Genomic DNA, 14,739 nt, shown 5'->3' with positions numbered 1-14,739 from the left:
TAATCATATTAAACTTTTTGATAATTCACAAAACGAAGGGGTTAGAGAAATGGAAGAAGCACTAAAACTTAAGAAGGCGACATATCATTTGTGGACGTTCACAGTAAGCAAATTAGTTTCCACTTTTGGAGCACAGGTCTATGCATTTGCAATTAGTTTTTATATTTTACAGTTAACAGGATCTGCATCCAGCTTTGCACTAAATTTGATTTGTAGTATTTTACCGAGAACGATAGTTGCACCTTTTGCGGGATATGCTGCAGATAAATATTCTCGTAAAATGATTGTTATTGTGGCACAGATTGCAACAACAATCGCAATTGGTGGGCTGCTCGTTGTGAGCTTGACGATGGGATTATCTTTATTCGCGATTTATAGTACGACCGTGATCTTATCGTTAACTTCTTTATTCTCCGGAGTTACTTTTAGTTCATCTATTACAGGATTAGTCGATGAGGGACGAATTCAAAAAGCAATGTCGCTCAACCAAATGTCCATTTCTTTTGCAGCCATTGGAAGCCCAGCTGTAGGCGGACTTCTTTACGGAGCAGTGTCTATGCCGGTATTCCTAATTATGTATATGGTTGCTTCCGTTATTGCGGTTCTTTTGGAATCTACGATGGACTTTAAATTGTTTGCGAAGCGAAAAGAGGTAGTTGAAGGGGAACCGAAGGAACCAATGCTAGAAAGTATGAAAGCTGGTTTACGTTACTTGATGAAGCAACCTATTTTAAAAACAATGGTTGTCATCTCTTTATTTATCAACTTTTTGTTTGGTGCCTATCAGGTAGGATACTCATTTATCCTCATTGAAAAATTAAAGATTAATGCACAACATTTTGGTTTTACAGAGGGCGCATTTGCGATTGGAATGCTTCTATTGTCTATTTACTTCTCTACACGAAAAGAATTGAAATTTCCGTTTCTCGTATCTAAATGGGGAATCGTTGTATTAGGAGTTCTTATGGGGACCGTGGCTTTGCCAATGTTAATAACTATGTCCTCCACAATGTTAGTAGTATTTTATATTGTACTAATGTTCTTCTTTGGAGCAACAATGATGGTAACTAACACTCCGATACAGGTAATGATGCAGAAAATGATAGAGGATGATTATAAGGGGCGTGTATTTTCTATCATAGAAACCTGCGCAATGGCACTTATGCCACTTGGAATGGTATTGTTCGGATTCTTATACGATATATTCCCAGCAGAAGGTATTTTAATTGTCTCTAGTATGTTGTTGATATTAGTAACTCTATTCTTGGCAAGACCTTCTGTAGTTAGAGCTGCGCATCCGGAGTTGGGGCAGAAAAAAGTGGCGTATTTAAAGACGGAAAGTTAGTCTGGTTTGGTTATACGAGAGCGAAATTATACCATACGAGAGAGAATAGAGCCTATACGAGAAAGCTCCTTACTTATACGGGTCCAGCTATCCGAGAGGAACTAACTCGTATATGAGAGACCACCATCTTGATACAAGGAAGCTCAACCACATAAAAATACAGGTGAAGGAATTGTTTTCCTTCACCTGTATTAATAGTTAAATGCTATGCCGCATTCTTTAATGATTTCGTTGATTTGCGATACGCAAAGATTAAAACAATAGAGAGCACCGCAAGTACCCCAGATAGCATATAAATATTATCTGGTTGTTTTGTAAATAGCCAAGCGAATAATAATGGACCGATAATACGACCTAGGTTATCCATCGAATAAGACATCCCTGCTGCTGTCCCATAGCGTCCACCCGATTCTTTCGTTGTGAGAGAAACAATCGTTGTTCGTGCTAACGCATTTCCTGCAGTAAACACACATAAAGATAGTCCTGCCCAGAAAATACTTTGAGTGAAGACAGTCATAAACAATCCAATTGCTGTAACAATTTGTGCGTACAAAAGCCACTTTGTTTCAGTACCATTTTTAATACGTCTAACGACACCACCCTGGATTGCCGCATCGACAAATCCACTGAACATGAACAAATAGCCTATTTGTAGCGGGGTAATCTCAATTCTTTCGATTTGGAACAATTGGAACGTGGCCTCAAGACCCGCTAGTAAAAACGTGACCATGAATGAAAATAGGAATAGATATTTAATGCGGTAGCTCCACAAACTCATAGCTCCCTTAGGAAGGAGTGCACGTTTATTTGCTTCACCTGTACGCTCTGGTTCTTTTAAAATGATCAAAGCATACACGAAAATCACCAGTAACAAGATAGCAGAAGCTGTAAATGGAAGAGCTAAATCTATATGTCCGAGAACTCCGCCAATTGCTGGACCGAATATAAAGCCTAAACCTATCGACATACCGAGGAATCCCATATACTTATTACGGTTTTCTTCCGTTGATAAGTCAGCTGCAAAACCTGTAACTGCTGCATACAATGCCCCAGAAAATAATCCTCCAACTACACGAGATAAGTAAAGCATAAAGAGCGAATCAAAAAACAAGGAAAACAACCAAAAACTTAAACTGAATCCTACCAATCCGACTAAAATAAGTGTTTTACGGCCAATACGATCGGATAGCATTCCCCAAAGTGGAGCAGTGAAGAAGGAAGCTAACGAGTAAATCGTCAATAAACCGCCAACGTGAATTTCATTATAATTTTGCTCTAAAATAACCTCTGGCAGCACGGGAATAATAATTCCAAAGCCGAGATAAACTAAAAATTGGATAGACATCAATATGAGTAGAATCTTTTTCACGCATCAAACCCGCTTTCTGCAATCTTCTAATCTCTATATTACACGTTTTTAATCAGTTTGCCACGTTGTAATCGATATCCTAGTAGATAATAAAAAAAGAGTTAAATGCTACAAAGTAAGGTATAACCAAGTGGAATGTAATAAAAAAACCGTCCTAATTAGGACAGCTTTTATGTTTAGAAATCCCTTGGCTCGGATATACTTTCCATAGCATTAGAAATTTCTTGGACATGTGGAAAAGGAAAAGCTAAATCAGCTAAAGAGACAAATCCTACAAGGACACCATCCTCTACTACGGGAAGTCTTCGAACTTGATGGCGTGCCATAACAATGGATGCATCGGATGTAGAATCTTCTGGGGTGACAGAGATAACAGATTTAGTCATAACATCTTCTACTTTGCTTTTCATGTCTTTGGCAACCGCCCTTGTCACAATATCTCGATCAGTAATCATTCCAACTAATTTTTTATTGCTGACTACGGGTAAACAGCCGATATCCAAAGTGCGCATCTGTTCTGCAACTTCGCTCACATAGTCCTGTGGGTTGCACGTTACTACTTGTTTACTCATTACATTTCTTATGTTCAAACCATTCACTCCTTTAAGAAATAGCATGGTTTACAAGACCATAATATATGTAATAAAAATGAAAGATTAAACTTAGGTAAAAAGTGGTATAATAAAATATATTAATTAGACAAACAAGAAACTTTTACGAAAGAAAATCGTAATTATTATAGAAGGACGAGGTGGATTCAATGGTAAAGGAAGTTGATTTGAAGAAAATTGTAAGTAATCTTTCTAAGCTTGGTGTTACTGTTACAATGACTAAATCTAGACTTGACCTACTTAAAGCTTTAGCACCACCAGCACAAAGTCCTCATGCGCAAAACTAAAAAGAAGGTGACTCTACAATTTCGTTAACAAACGATTAGAGTCACCTTCTTTTTTGCTGATTAAGAAAGTATCTTGCCCCTTGATCAGCTATCCCCAAATACACTTATCTGTTACTGAGAATTGTAGGAGGGCGGAGGATAGAAAAGGGAGACAAGTTTTGACGTCTGTCATAACTTGTCTCCCTATACAGGTCTCAATCGTCTTCATTTTTTGAAAACATATAAGTTCGATGATGAAATTTCATACTAAACACTAAACCAATGGCTAACATATTCCCCATGAGTGAACTACCACCATAACTTATAAAAGGAAGGGGTATACCAGTAATCGGTAATAACTGAATCGTCATGCCGACATTTTCAAATACATGGAATGTAATCATTGCAATGATACCTGCGCATACATACGTACTATAAGCATCCTTTAACTGAAGGGTAATTTTCGTCAAATGAAAGATAAGTAAGAAGTAAAGGCTAACCACAATACTTGCTCCTACAAAACCATATTCTTCGCCAATGACAGCAAATATAAAGTCGGTATGATTTTCTGGGACATACACAATACGTTCTCCGTAGCCTTTACCGAAAATTTCTCCAGAGCCAATTGCATTTAATGAAGTGATTAAATGCATTCCTTCATCAGATGCGTATGAATAGGGATCCAACCATGAGTATATACGTGCAAATTGGTACGGGTTAAATCCAAAATTGTCCGATAAGAAATCCTGCATATAAACCGCCATCCAAAGTAGTAAACCGCCCATTCCCAACCCACCTAAAAAGATGGGGAGAATTATTTTCCATGTAATTCCTGCGACTATGATTAAGGCTACAGTAATTGCAAGGAACACTAACGATGTCCCTAAATCTGGTTGTTGCATGATAAATGCTAAAGGAATAATTAAAGTTACACCCATTTTAACTAGCAAAATTAAATCAGTTTTAACCGTTTTAATAAGATTTTGCTCATGATGCATAGTGATTAATCGGGCCAGTCCTAGTATATAAAAAGTTTTCATAAATTCGGCAGGTTGAATATCACCTATAGGTAAGTGAAACCAACTTTTTGCGCCATTCATCGGTTTTACTAAAGCTAAACTGTCAGGGAGTACGAAAAGGATAAATAGTAAAAATACTCCAATACCATAAATATACCAAGACAATTTTTTATATTGTTCTGGTTCAAAAAACATGACAATTCCAATAATAATAGAACCAATAATATACCAAACAAGCTGTTTAGGTATAAAGTTTATGCCATATTGTCCAGTCGTTTGTGCTGATGAAATAGCAAACAAACTAATGATTAGAAATAGTAATATAATAAAAGCAAGTGTCCAATCGAAACGATCAGCAAAGCCTTTTTTGTTTTCCATGTAAGTCACCTATATTTCTTTCGAATTTCATTCATTTATTATAGCGTATATTGATATTTTTTGCTTGATGGTTTAATAGAGACGTGAGAGGTAATAAAGATGTTTCCTTGTATTAATCGTGCTATTATTAAGAACAGATAAAGGAGTGATTTTCAGTGGCAAAAAAAGAAGTGAGAGATATGGATGAGTACTTAACTCATTTGTATGTTCACGTTAATGAGGTAGAGCACTTTGCTCTGTTTAGTGGGATTACGATTCAGCAATTTATAAGGAATTTCACTGATTTGTCAGCTCTTTTATTACTAAAACATGGTTATGATGATGCTTCATTTAATATGCATACACAGCTTGAATTTATAGTTCCTGAACAATACAACCATTTTATCAAGGAATTTGCTGAAGGCCCATTTGAATTATGCTTTATGGATTTTGAAGATGAGCGGAAATTGAATATGCTCTCTCCTCAAGAACAAGCAGAGCTACTATACATAGCACATAAAAAAGAAGCTATTCGATCACCGTTTTATCATCATCTACAAAATAGATTTGTCTACCTTTCAGACGAAGGGCAGAAAATTACTAAAATTTACTTCCGTGATATGGAGGATTTAAATCATTTAGTTGCAAACGTTTTTACCGGGTTGATTGGTGAAAAGTCTAAGTCGAGTGCTTTTTGGCGTAAAAAGAATAATATCGTTCTACCTAGATTGTCTGCGGAGAAAGTAACAGAGCATAACGAATTGTTTGAAGATGGAGTGTTAATGTCCTTGTTCAAAACAGATAAACTAAATTATGGTATTGAGATTCGCATTCTCCCAGAAAATATTTTCCCAGATGAAGTTTTGGAAGATCTAAACTTACATATGGCTAAGCCATCAGACGTCTTAATAGAAGTATAAATAGAACGCTTTTGCTACGGGAAAGTGGCGAGAGCGTTTATTGTAATGAGGTGAACTAAGTGGCGTGGATCTTATTGATAATAGCAGGGTTAACAGAAATCGTCTGGGCGATTGGTTTAAAGGAGGCACATGGCTTTACGGAGCTTGTTCCTTCTATTGTAACGATTATATTTTTAATCGTAAGTTTTTTCCTGTTCGCTAAAGCGATGAAGACGATTCCGATCGGTACAGCATATGCTATATTCACGGGTATTGGAGCAGCAGGCACGGCTATTGTTGGCATTATTTGGTTTGGTGAAGAAGTAAGTGCAGGGAAACTACTCTTTTTGTTTGTCCTACTTTTTGGAATCATCGGTCTTAAACTAGTAAATGATGAAGATGAAGAGGAGGCAATCTAATGGCGTGGTTTTTAATAGTAATTGCTGGTGTATTTGAAGTTGCCTTCGTTATTAGCATGAAGTTATCGGATGGATTTAAAAACATAAAATTTACGATTCTAACTGTGATCTCTGCTGCTTTAAGTTTTTTCTTATTGTCTTTAGCATTAAAAGAAATTGCGGTTGGTACTGGTTACGCTGTATGGACAGGAATCGGTGCAGCAGGAAGTGTTCTATTAGGGATGTATTTATTTAAAGAGAAAAGAAGTAGAAAGAAGTTGTTCTTTTTAAGCTGTATAATTATGGGTGTAGTGGGTCTTAAATTGTTTGGTTAAATACTCAACTATTGAGGCTGTCCGTGATAAAATAATGAATATCCAAAACGTGGAGGAATATAACTTATGAAAATAAAAGTGGGCTTATTATACGGTGGGAAATCTGCAGAGCATGAAGTATCTTTACTTACTGCAAGAGCGGTTTCTCAAGCGATTAACTTTGATAAATATGAAGTGTATCCAATTTTCATCACAAAAACAGGTGAATGGAGAAAAGAAGGTCAGCTCACTGCAGCAGTTGAGTCAATTGAATCTCTGCAATTTGGCAGTGAAATAACAAATCCAAATACGATTACTAGTTTTCTACCGCAACAAGGGGACGATACAACTCAACTAGATGTTATTTTTCCTCTTTTGCATGGTCCGAACGGAGAAGATGGAACGGTACAAGGATTGTTAGAAGTATTAAACTTACCCTATGTTGGTAATGGTGTATTAGCATCTGCGGCAGGTATGGATAAAGTAGTGATGAAGCAGTTATTTGCACAAGCTGGTTTATCGCAGGTTCCATATATCTATTTTATAAATAGAGAATGGAAAAAAAACCAGAATGATTTACTTCAAAAAATGGAAGAAAGCCTACAATGGCCTCTATTTGTAAAACCAGCCAATCTAGGTTCTAGTGTAGGGATTAGTCGAGTTACAAACCGCCAAGAACTTATCAAAGCAATAGAGTATGCCTTTAAATATGACCGTAAAATTATTGTAGAGCAAGGAATTATGGCGCGTGAAATTGAAATGAGTGTACTTGGTAATGATGAGCCTAGATGTTCCGTTGCAGGGGAAGTACTACCGACGAAGGACTTTTATGACTATGAGGCAAAATATGAGGATGGCACAACGAATTATGCAATTCCTGCCCAAGTTTCTGCAGAGCTTCAAGGGAAATTAGAGGATGCTGCTATTCGTGCTTTCAAAATTTTGGATTGTTCGGGTCTTGTACGGGCAGACTTTTTTGTAACAGATGAAGAAGAAGTCATTATCAATGAAGTAAATACAATGCCAGGATTTACACCTATAAGCATGTATCCTAAACTTTGGATGGAATCAGGTCTATCGTATTCCGATTTAATAGAAGAACTTATCCAATTAGCGCTTGAACGTCATGAAGAAAAGCAACAGTTGGAACACTCGAAAGACGGGGAGTGACCAAGTGAAAAAGACATTAGCACATATAGCAGAGTGGTTACACATTGAAGAGAAAATTGATGAGAATCCTGTTATTACAGGAGTTTCGATCAATACAAGAACGATTCAACCAGGTGATTTGTTTATCCCCTTTCGCGGAGAGCAAGTAAATGGTCATCGATTTGTTCAGGATGCTTTTGCCAAAGGAGCAGCAGCATCCCTTTGGTTGAAAGACGAACCGAATCCACCCCAAAACGTTCCCCTTTTGTTTGTAGAAAGCGGAGAAGGAGCACTTCAGCAAATGGCGAAGGCTTATCGGGCTGAATTGCATTCAGTGTTCATCGGAATTACTGGATCTAATGGTAAAACATCGACTAAAGATTTGGTGGCAGGTATGCTTTCGCCGTATTTCCGCGTGAAAAAGACAGAGGGTAATTTTAATAATGAGCTAGGCTTACCTTTAACAATCCTTTCTCTTGAAGAAGAGACGGAGTTTGCAGTGCTTGAAATGGGTATGAGCTCTTTTGGTGAAATTGAATTTTTATCCAATTTGGCAAAGCCGAAATATGTAGTTATTACGAATATTGGCGAAGCGCACATGCAGGATCTCGGCTCTCGTGAAGGTATTGCAAAAGCGAAATTTGAAATTATTGCAGGGCTAGAGGCAACTGGCCAATTATTCTATGATGGAGATGAACCTTTGCTACGTCCGTTTGTTGAAGGAAATCCTCATATAATGACTAAATCATTTGGGGTTCAGGAACACAATAATTTACGTATTGCTGAAGTGAACTTTACGGAACAAGGAAGCACCTTCCGTGTAGAAGGAGAGTTAAACGAAGAAATGTCTATTCCTGTATTAGGAGAGCATCAAGTGAAAAATACGCTTGCTGCACTATTAATCGGAAAAGAAGTTGGATTAACTTCCGAACAAATGCGTAAAGCGTTAAAACAAATAGTCTTAACTGATATGCGAATGCAAGTAATCGAAGGGAATAATGGGACAGTTTTCATCAATGATGCTTATAATGCGGCTCCGACTTCCATGCGTGCAGCAATTTCGTTCATTGAAAAATCCTCTATAAAGCCAGAAAAATGGTTAGTTTTAGGAGATATGCTCGAGCTTGGTAACAAAGAGCAGCAATACCATGAAGAGATGAGCAAATCGATTTCGAGTGAAGTCTTTAACGGAGTTTGTTTATACGGTCCACGAATGGAATGGCTGTATAACAAGTTGGTAGAACAATTTGCTGACAAACAAATTATTTGGGTTAATGATGACATAGAAAAACTTGTGGCTTTCTTAGCAAATAAAATAAATGATCAATCTATTGTTTTAGTAAAGGGCTCAAGGGGAATGCAGTTAGAAAGAGTAATTGAGCCATTTCAAAAATAATGTGATAGGTGTGGGGACGATGAAAACAGGAGTATTAGGTATTCACGGTTTTACAGGTGGACCATATGAGATACAGCCATTTGTAGACTATTTACAAGCGCATACAAACTGGAACATCGTTGTCCCTACTTTACCTGGTCATGGTGAAACGTTGGAGCTAAAAAATGTAACAGCAGAATCATGGATGATGGCGGCGGAACAGTCGCTTCGCCAGTTACAAAAAGAAGTAGACCGTGTAATTATAGTGGGATTTTCCATGGGTGGTATTATTGGGATGTACTTGGCGAATCGTTATCCAATTCACAAACTTGTATTGTTGAGTGCTGCTGCAAAGTATATATATCCATCCCAACTTCTACAAGATATAAAGGATATAGCTAAAGAGGCAGTTGTTGGTAAGCTTGCAGAAAATACTTTATATAAACAATACAGTTATAAAGTGAAAGGAACTCCTATACCGGCAACATTAGAATTTATCCGTTTAGTACGTATAGTTCAACCTTATTATGGTCAAATTACAGTACCAGTCTATATAGTCCAAGGTAAAAAAGATGGTATTGTACCTTATGCCACTGCCCAGTTTATCTACGATGAAATTGGTTCTTTGAAAAAAGAAATAGTCTATTCGGAATTAGGGAAACACCATATTTGCCATAGTGAAGACTGTCAAGATTGGTTTAATACCGCACTCAATTTTTTGAAGGAGGAAGAAGAGGAGGGGAATATTGCAAGTAATTAATTAATAATTATAACAGTTGCTTATTCATTGCAACTGAGTTTGTTGCATGATATACTACGTTTAGAGCAATGGATACATTTTGTGTGGAGACTCTTCAGCGTTTATTGAAGAGTACTTTTTTTTGAACATAACGGTTTGTTGAAGTAGTATGGCACGATCACTCATTAACAGACCGCTCGGCAAAAGACCGGGCTTTCCCTTTATATAAGACCCCTCTGATCTAAAACCACAGAGAATTTTAAGTAACGGAAACGTTCCTCGTATAGGCTCGAATTTGCCGCAATTTCATCTGAAAATGTAACCATTTGTCGAAAAAGGACAAAAAGGAGATTAAAATTTTGACAAACTTTTCAGAATTAAATATTAGCGCTTCTACATTAAAATCCGTACAACGTATGGGGTTTGAAGAAGCAACACCAATCCAAGAAGGTACTATTACACATGCTATGAGTGGACGCGACGTTATCGGTCAAGCACAGACTGGTACAGGTAAAACTGCTGCATTTGGTATCCCAATGATTGAAAAAATTGATATTAAAAACCCAAATATCCAAGCGTTAATCATCGCTCCAACACGTGAACTTGCAATTCAAGTTTCGGAAGAGCTTTATAAATTAGGATATGACAAAAAGGTTCGTCTATTATCAGTATACGGGGGGCAAGAAATTAGCCGTCAAATCCGTGCACTTAAAAACAAACCACAAGTTATCGTAGGTACACCTGGTCGTATTCTTGACCATATTAACCGTCGTACGTTAAAACTTGACCAAGTTCAAACACTTATCTTAGACGAAGCAGATGAAATGCTTAACATGGGATTCATTGAAGATATTAACACAATTTTAGAAAGTGTACCTCCTGAGCGTCAAACATTATTGTTCTCAGCTACAATGCCAGGACCAATTCGTAAAATTGCAGAACGCTTCATGAAAGATCCAGTGGAAGTAAAAATCAAGTCTAAAGAAATGACTGTTGAAAATATTGAACAGTTCTACGTAAAAGCTACTGAACGTGAGAAATTTGATGTTCTTTCAAGAATTTTAAATGTACAACAACCAGAACTTGCGATTATCTTTGGTCGTACAAAACGTAGAGTAGACGAATTAGCACATGCTCTAAGCATTCGTGGATATCTTGCAGAAGGTATTCATGGTGATTTAAGCCAAGCGAAACGTATGTCTGTATTAAAACAATTCAAGGCAGGTAAAATCGATATTCTTGTTGCAACAGATGTAGCGGCACGTGGATTAGATATCTCTGGCGTAACACATGTGTATAACTTTGATATCCCACAAGATCCTGAAAGCTATGTTCACCGTATCGGTCGTACAGGGCGTGCAGGTAAAAGTGGTATCGCAACTACATTCGTAACACCGAGAGAAATGGGTTACTTACGTATCGTTGAGAATACAACGAAAAAACGTATGGAAGCTTTAATCCCTCCAAGCTCTGATGAAGCACTAGTTGGACTTAAACGTGTTGCAGTAGAATCTTTAGCTGAAATTGTAAACAAAAATGATTTAGGCGATTATCGTCCATTAGCACAAGAAATGCTTGAAAAATTTGAAGCAGTAGATGTAATTGCTGCAGCTTTAAAATCAATGACGAAAGAACCGGATGATACTCCGATTTCTCTTTCTGAAGAACGTCCATTACCTTCTCGTGGAGAACGTGGTGGCGGCGGACGCAGTGGCGGCGGTGGTTACAAAGGTAACCGTAGCGGCGGTGGCGGACGTAGTTCATCAGGTGGTCGTAGTGGAAGCAGCGATCGCGGACCTCGTTCATCATCAGCTGGCGGTTCACGTCCAAGTTCAGGCGCACGTCGTAGCAGTGGTCCCCGTGACGGCTCTACACAACGTAGCACAAGAACTCGCTCACCACGTAGCGAAAAATAATTTAAGACAAGAACTTATAAAGGGTGAACTTACATTTTGATGTAAGTTCATCCTTTTTTCTTTTGGAAGAATTTTTAAATGGAAGTTGCCATTTATTGAAACATTTTATCCTTTGTTTCGTATACAATGATGGAAGAGGGGGTTTCATATGAGACAAGAACCAATCAATCAATTATCAGAAAGTGGATTACGTGTCTGGAGAATTTACGGGTTATTTCAAACGTTAATTGTCCTTTTAGTAGGTATTGGAGTAGGAGTTATCAATTATTTTACAGGACAATTTATATGGTTATACATAGTAGATGTAGTAGTGATATTACTCATAGGATATTTATTAATTTATTTGTTCCCCAAAATTAGATGGACTCGTTGGAGATATGAAGTGCGTGAACAAGAAATTGAATTACAGCATGGTTTGTTTATCGTGAAAAGAACTTTAGTGCCAATGGTGAGAGTACAGCATGTTGATACGGAACAGGGACCTATTTTGAGAAAGTATGATCTATCTTCTATTACTATTTCAACTGCTGCGACGAGTCATACTATTCCTGCACTCGTAACTGGGGAAGCGGATGAACTTCGAGGCAGGATTTCTGTACTTGCAAGGGTGGCGGAAGATGATGTCTAAAGAAAAGTTTACTCTACATCCTATTTCAGCGGTTATTAACTTTGTAAAAGTATTAAAAGAAATGATTATTCCATTAGTCGTAGTTATTGCCGTTAATGGATTTGGGGGAGGCTCTGGTAGTTGGACCTCCTATATTATCTATATTATTTATGCCGTACTATTAATCGCAATGTTAGTTAGTGGCATCATTGAATGGAAAAGGTTTCGTTATTGGTTTGAAGAAGAAGAGCTTCGCATCGAATATGGTCTCTTCGTAAAGAAAAAAAGGTATATCCCATTTGAACGAATCCAAAGTTTAAATTATACAGAGGGCATATTTCATCGACCATTTGGTTTAATAAAGGTGAAAGTAGAAACAGCTGGCGGGGGTGCGACAAAAGAAGCGGATGCTGAATTGACCGCAATTACCAAAGAAGCAGCGGAGCAAATTAAAAAAGAGATGAATCTAGCTAAACATAAAGAATCAACTATATCTGATGGAGATCTTCAACAAGAAGAGGTAGCGAAAGAGCAAAGGAAGCCCTTGTTTCGTATGTCTCGAAAAGATTTATTCATTCTTGCTAGTACATCAGGCGGGGTAGGTGTATTTTTCTCAGGTTTAGCAGTGTTCGTTTCGCAATTCTCGGAATTGATCCCATACGAAACAATTTATAATGAGATTATTATGTTTATCCGTTTTGGAGCTCTACTAATTGCATTATTGGTATTCTTTACGCTGCTAGTAGCATGGATTGTATCAGTAGCTATTACTTTTATAAATTACTATGAGTTTACTATTTGGGTTGAAGATCAGGAGATTATTATTACTAGGGGATTATTAGAAAAGAAAAAAATAACTATTCCTTTATCTCGCATTCAGGCGGTACGTATAGTGGAAAATCCTTTAAGGCAGCTTACGGGACATGCGACCGTCATCGTGGATAGTGCGGGGGGATCACTAGCAGAGAAGGATGAGAAAATTAGGTTAATCCCTCTCATTAAAAAGGATAAAATAAACCCGATTCTCGTTCAAATTTTCCCTAACTATGAATTTGAAGCTAACTTTACAAGAGTTCCGAAGCGGTCGAGAAAGTTTTTCTATCGTTTAGATTTTTTATGGATGATTCCAGTTGCAGCATGTGTAAGTTATTTCTTCTTTCCATTTGGACTATTCTCCTTCTTACTATTTCCACTGAGTTTCCTATGGGGAGCATGGCAGCATAAGACGGCTGGATATTGGATGGATGAAAAACAACTTGTTGTGCAATATCGTCTATTTAGTAGAGTATCTATTTGGATGGAAAAGAAACGTATTCAAGCAATGACAGCTCGCACTACGTATTTTCAAAAAAAAGCCAATGTATCTTCTATTATGACTACTATTAAGTCAGGCGTGTCTGGATCATCAACTACTATTCCTCATATTGAAAAAGCTGATGCAGAGAGCTTATTGAAATGGTATGAACCTACTAGGATAGAGCCTATTGATAGAGAGAAGGAACAGCCTTTGTAAGGGCTGTTCTTTTTTTATGAAGTGTGAGCCCAGGAATAAAATTAATGAAAAAAGAGAGACTAATTGCGACGACAGTCACAATCAGTCTCTCAAAAAATTAACGGTTAATAAAATAGCTGTAAATCTGTCCGAAGCACTTAGGAAACGATAGAATCTGGTCTTGATCCTTAAACAGATTTAAGCTTACGCTGTCTTTTCTTCCAAGCAGCTATTCGCTTCGGATGGAAGTAAACCATTCCTAGTACAAAACCAGTTATCAGCCCAGCTATGTGAGCAGTAACATTAATCTTCGGTTGCAGGAATGTCATAATTACTCCAATTACAATAATCGGAATAATAATTTGTTTTAGCTGTGGCATGAAATTTCTCGTATAATAAACCAAAGCCCCAAAAGCACCGAATATCCCGTAAATAGCCCCACTTGCTCCAACACTTGTATAATTCCAATCGTGTATTAGGTAGGTAGCGACATTACCAACTAATCCTGCTAGCATATAAATAGTTAGGAAACGAGCCTTACCAGCTAGTTGCTCCAACTCTGGCCCAAATATGTACAACGAGAACATATTGAATAATAAATGAGCAAAGTTTGCATGCAAGAATATCGGAGTTATCAAACGCCAATATTCACCCTCACTAATTAATAAGTTAAAGTGAACACCGTAATTAAATAATTGTGATCCAAATATAGGGACTAAAGTTAACAAATGAATAACAATATTCAATGCAAGCAAAGAAGAAACAACTGGATATAGTTTTATGTATTGTTTAAAATTTTCTGTTCTACTAAACATTATTTCACCTCAATTTATCTACTATTAGTATATCCTGTAAGGAGGATATTTGGAAAGGAGAAACATTC

At 37.3% G+C, this 14,739-nt stretch carries 15 protein-coding genes; 11 read left to right on the top strand and 4 right to left on the bottom strand.

Translation table 11 applies throughout. The features are described 5' to 3' along the window. Positions 1-49: 49 nt before the first annotated feature. A complete protein-coding gene (locus tag MHI40_RS17125; RefSeq protein WP_340763649.1) occupies positions 50-1,345 on the top strand; it encodes an MFS transporter in 1,296 nt (431 codons plus the stop codon). Between the two features lie 205 nt (positions 1,346-1,550). Here the strand turns inward: MHI40_RS17125 and MHI40_RS17120 are convergent, their stop codons facing one another. Both MHI40_RS17120 and MHI40_RS17115 read right to left on the bottom strand, forming a co-directional pair. Further along, on the bottom strand, positions 1,551-2,714 hold the full coding sequence (locus tag MHI40_RS17120; RefSeq protein WP_340763648.1) for an MFS transporter: 1,164 nt from the start codon (positions 2,712-2,714) through the stop codon (positions 1,551-1,553). Between the two features lie 176 nt (positions 2,715-2,890). Then, positions 2,891-3,286 carry a CBS domain-containing protein gene (locus tag MHI40_RS17115; protein ID WP_245762716.1) on the bottom strand — a complete coding sequence of 132 codons (396 nt, stop codon included), beginning with the start codon at positions 3,284-3,286 and terminating at the stop codon, positions 2,891-2,893. 188 nt (positions 3,287-3,474) lie between these two features. On the opposite strand from MHI40_RS17115, the gene MHI40_RS17110 reads away from it, so the two are divergent. Continuing rightward, positions 3,475-3,612, top strand: a complete 138-nt coding sequence (locus MHI40_RS17110; protein WP_175496281.1) for an Lmo0850 family protein — start codon at positions 3,475-3,477, stop codon at positions 3,610-3,612. A gap of 194 nt (positions 3,613-3,806) precedes the next feature. On the opposite strand, the gene MHI40_RS17105 is transcribed toward MHI40_RS17110, so the two are convergent. Next, the gene (locus MHI40_RS17105; protein ID WP_093537563.1) at positions 3,807-4,988 is read right to left on the bottom strand and encodes an FtsW/RodA/SpoVE family cell cycle protein; all 1,182 of its coding nucleotides are present in this window, start codon (positions 4,986-4,988) and stop codon (positions 3,807-3,809) included. A gap of 155 nt (positions 4,989-5,143) precedes the next feature. On the opposite strand from MHI40_RS17105, the gene MHI40_RS17100 reads away from it, so the two are divergent. The 9 genes from MHI40_RS17100 (at position 5,144) to MHI40_RS17060 (ending at position 13,877) form a co-directional block, all read left to right on the top strand. Then, on the top strand, positions 5,144-5,887 hold the full coding sequence (locus tag MHI40_RS17100) for a hypothetical protein (protein WP_245762717.1): 744 nt from the start codon (positions 5,144-5,146) through the stop codon (positions 5,885-5,887). Positions 5,888-5,946: 59 nt separating this feature from the next. Beyond that, positions 5,947-6,285, top strand: a complete 339-nt coding sequence (gene sugE / locus MHI40_RS17095) for a quaternary ammonium compound efflux SMR transporter SugE (protein ID WP_340763647.1) — start codon at positions 5,947-5,949, stop codon at positions 6,283-6,285. Continuing rightward, positions 6,285-6,599, top strand: coding sequence for a DMT family transporter (locus MHI40_RS17090; RefSeq protein WP_093537565.1), 315 nt, complete (start codon positions 6,285-6,287; stop codon positions 6,597-6,599). Before sugE ends, MHI40_RS17090 begins: the two co-directional genes overlap by 1 nt. A 66-nt stretch (positions 6,600-6,665) precedes the next feature. After that, positions 6,666-7,748, top strand: coding sequence for a D-alanine--D-alanine ligase (locus MHI40_RS17085; protein WP_340763646.1), 1,083 nt, complete (start codon positions 6,666-6,668; stop codon positions 7,746-7,748). Between the two features lie 4 nt (positions 7,749-7,752). Beyond that, entirely contained in the window at positions 7,753-9,123 is a 1,371-nt protein-coding gene (locus tag MHI40_RS17080) for a UDP-N-acetylmuramoyl-tripeptide--D-alanyl-D-alanine ligase (RefSeq protein WP_340763645.1), read from the top strand. A gap of 19 nt (positions 9,124-9,142) precedes the next feature. Then, on the top strand, positions 9,143-9,862 hold the full coding sequence (locus MHI40_RS17075) for an alpha/beta hydrolase (RefSeq protein WP_340763644.1): 720 nt from the start codon (positions 9,143-9,145) through the stop codon (positions 9,860-9,862). Between the two features lie 338 nt (positions 9,863-10,200). Next, a complete protein-coding gene (locus MHI40_RS17070; RefSeq protein ID WP_093537569.1) occupies positions 10,201-11,757 on the top strand; it encodes a DEAD/DEAH box helicase in 1,557 nt (518 codons plus the stop codon). A 148-nt stretch (positions 11,758-11,905) separates the two neighbouring features. Beyond that, entirely contained in the window at positions 11,906-12,385 is a 480-nt protein-coding gene (locus MHI40_RS17065) for a PH domain-containing protein (protein WP_340763643.1), read from the top strand. Then, complete coding sequence (locus MHI40_RS17060; RefSeq protein ID WP_340763642.1) at positions 12,375-13,877, top strand: PH domain-containing protein; 1,503 nt, start codon at positions 12,375-12,377, stop codon at positions 13,875-13,877. Before MHI40_RS17065 ends, MHI40_RS17060 begins: the two co-directional genes overlap by 11 nt. 167 nt (positions 13,878-14,044) lie before the next feature. Here the strand turns inward: MHI40_RS17060 and MHI40_RS17055 are convergent, their stop codons facing one another. Further along, the gene (locus MHI40_RS17055; protein ID WP_340763641.1) at positions 14,045-14,671 is read right to left on the bottom strand and encodes a rhomboid family intramembrane serine protease; all 627 of its coding nucleotides are present in this window, start codon (positions 14,669-14,671) and stop codon (positions 14,045-14,047) included. Positions 14,672-14,739 lie beyond the last annotated feature (68 nt).

This window comes from Psychrobacillus sp. FSL H8-0510 (assembly GCF_038008345.1).
GTDB classification, from domain to species: domain Bacteria; phylum Bacillota; class Bacilli; order Bacillales_A; family Planococcaceae; genus Psychrobacillus; species Psychrobacillus psychrotolerans.
Note: the sequence above shows the minus strand (reverse complement) of the source record. Positions and strands in the feature narration are given on the sequence as shown.

Coding starts and splice junctions, on each gene's coding strand:
- MHI40_RS17115 (WP_245762716.1), bottom strand. CDS start 3,286: ATGAGTAAACAAGTAGTAACGTGCAACCCACAGGACTATGTGAGCGAA.
- MHI40_RS17125 (WP_340763649.1), top strand. CDS start 50: ATGGAAGAAGCACTAAAACTTAAGAAGGCGACATATCATTTGTGGACG.
- MHI40_RS17085 (WP_340763646.1), top strand. CDS start 6,666: ATGAAAATAAAAGTGGGCTTATTATACGGTGGGAAATCTGCAGAGCAT.
- MHI40_RS17060 (WP_340763642.1), top strand. CDS start 12,375: ATGATGTCTAAAGAAAAGTTTACTCTACATCCTATTTCAGCGGTTATT.
- MHI40_RS17090 (WP_093537565.1), top strand. CDS start 6,285: ATGGCGTGGTTTTTAATAGTAATTGCTGGTGTATTTGAAGTTGCCTTC.
- MHI40_RS17110 (WP_175496281.1), top strand. CDS start 3,475: ATGGTAAAGGAAGTTGATTTGAAGAAAATTGTAAGTAATCTTTCTAAG.
- MHI40_RS17065 (WP_340763643.1), top strand. CDS start 11,906: ATGAGACAAGAACCAATCAATCAATTATCAGAAAGTGGATTACGTGTC.
- MHI40_RS17055 (WP_340763641.1), bottom strand. CDS start 14,671: ATGTTTAGTAGAACAGAAAATTTTAAACAATACATAAAACTATATCCA.
- MHI40_RS17105 (WP_093537563.1), bottom strand. CDS start 4,988: ATGGAAAACAAAAAAGGCTTTGCTGATCGTTTCGATTGGACACTTGCT.
- MHI40_RS17075 (WP_340763644.1), top strand. CDS start 9,143: ATGAAAACAGGAGTATTAGGTATTCACGGTTTTACAGGTGGACCATAT.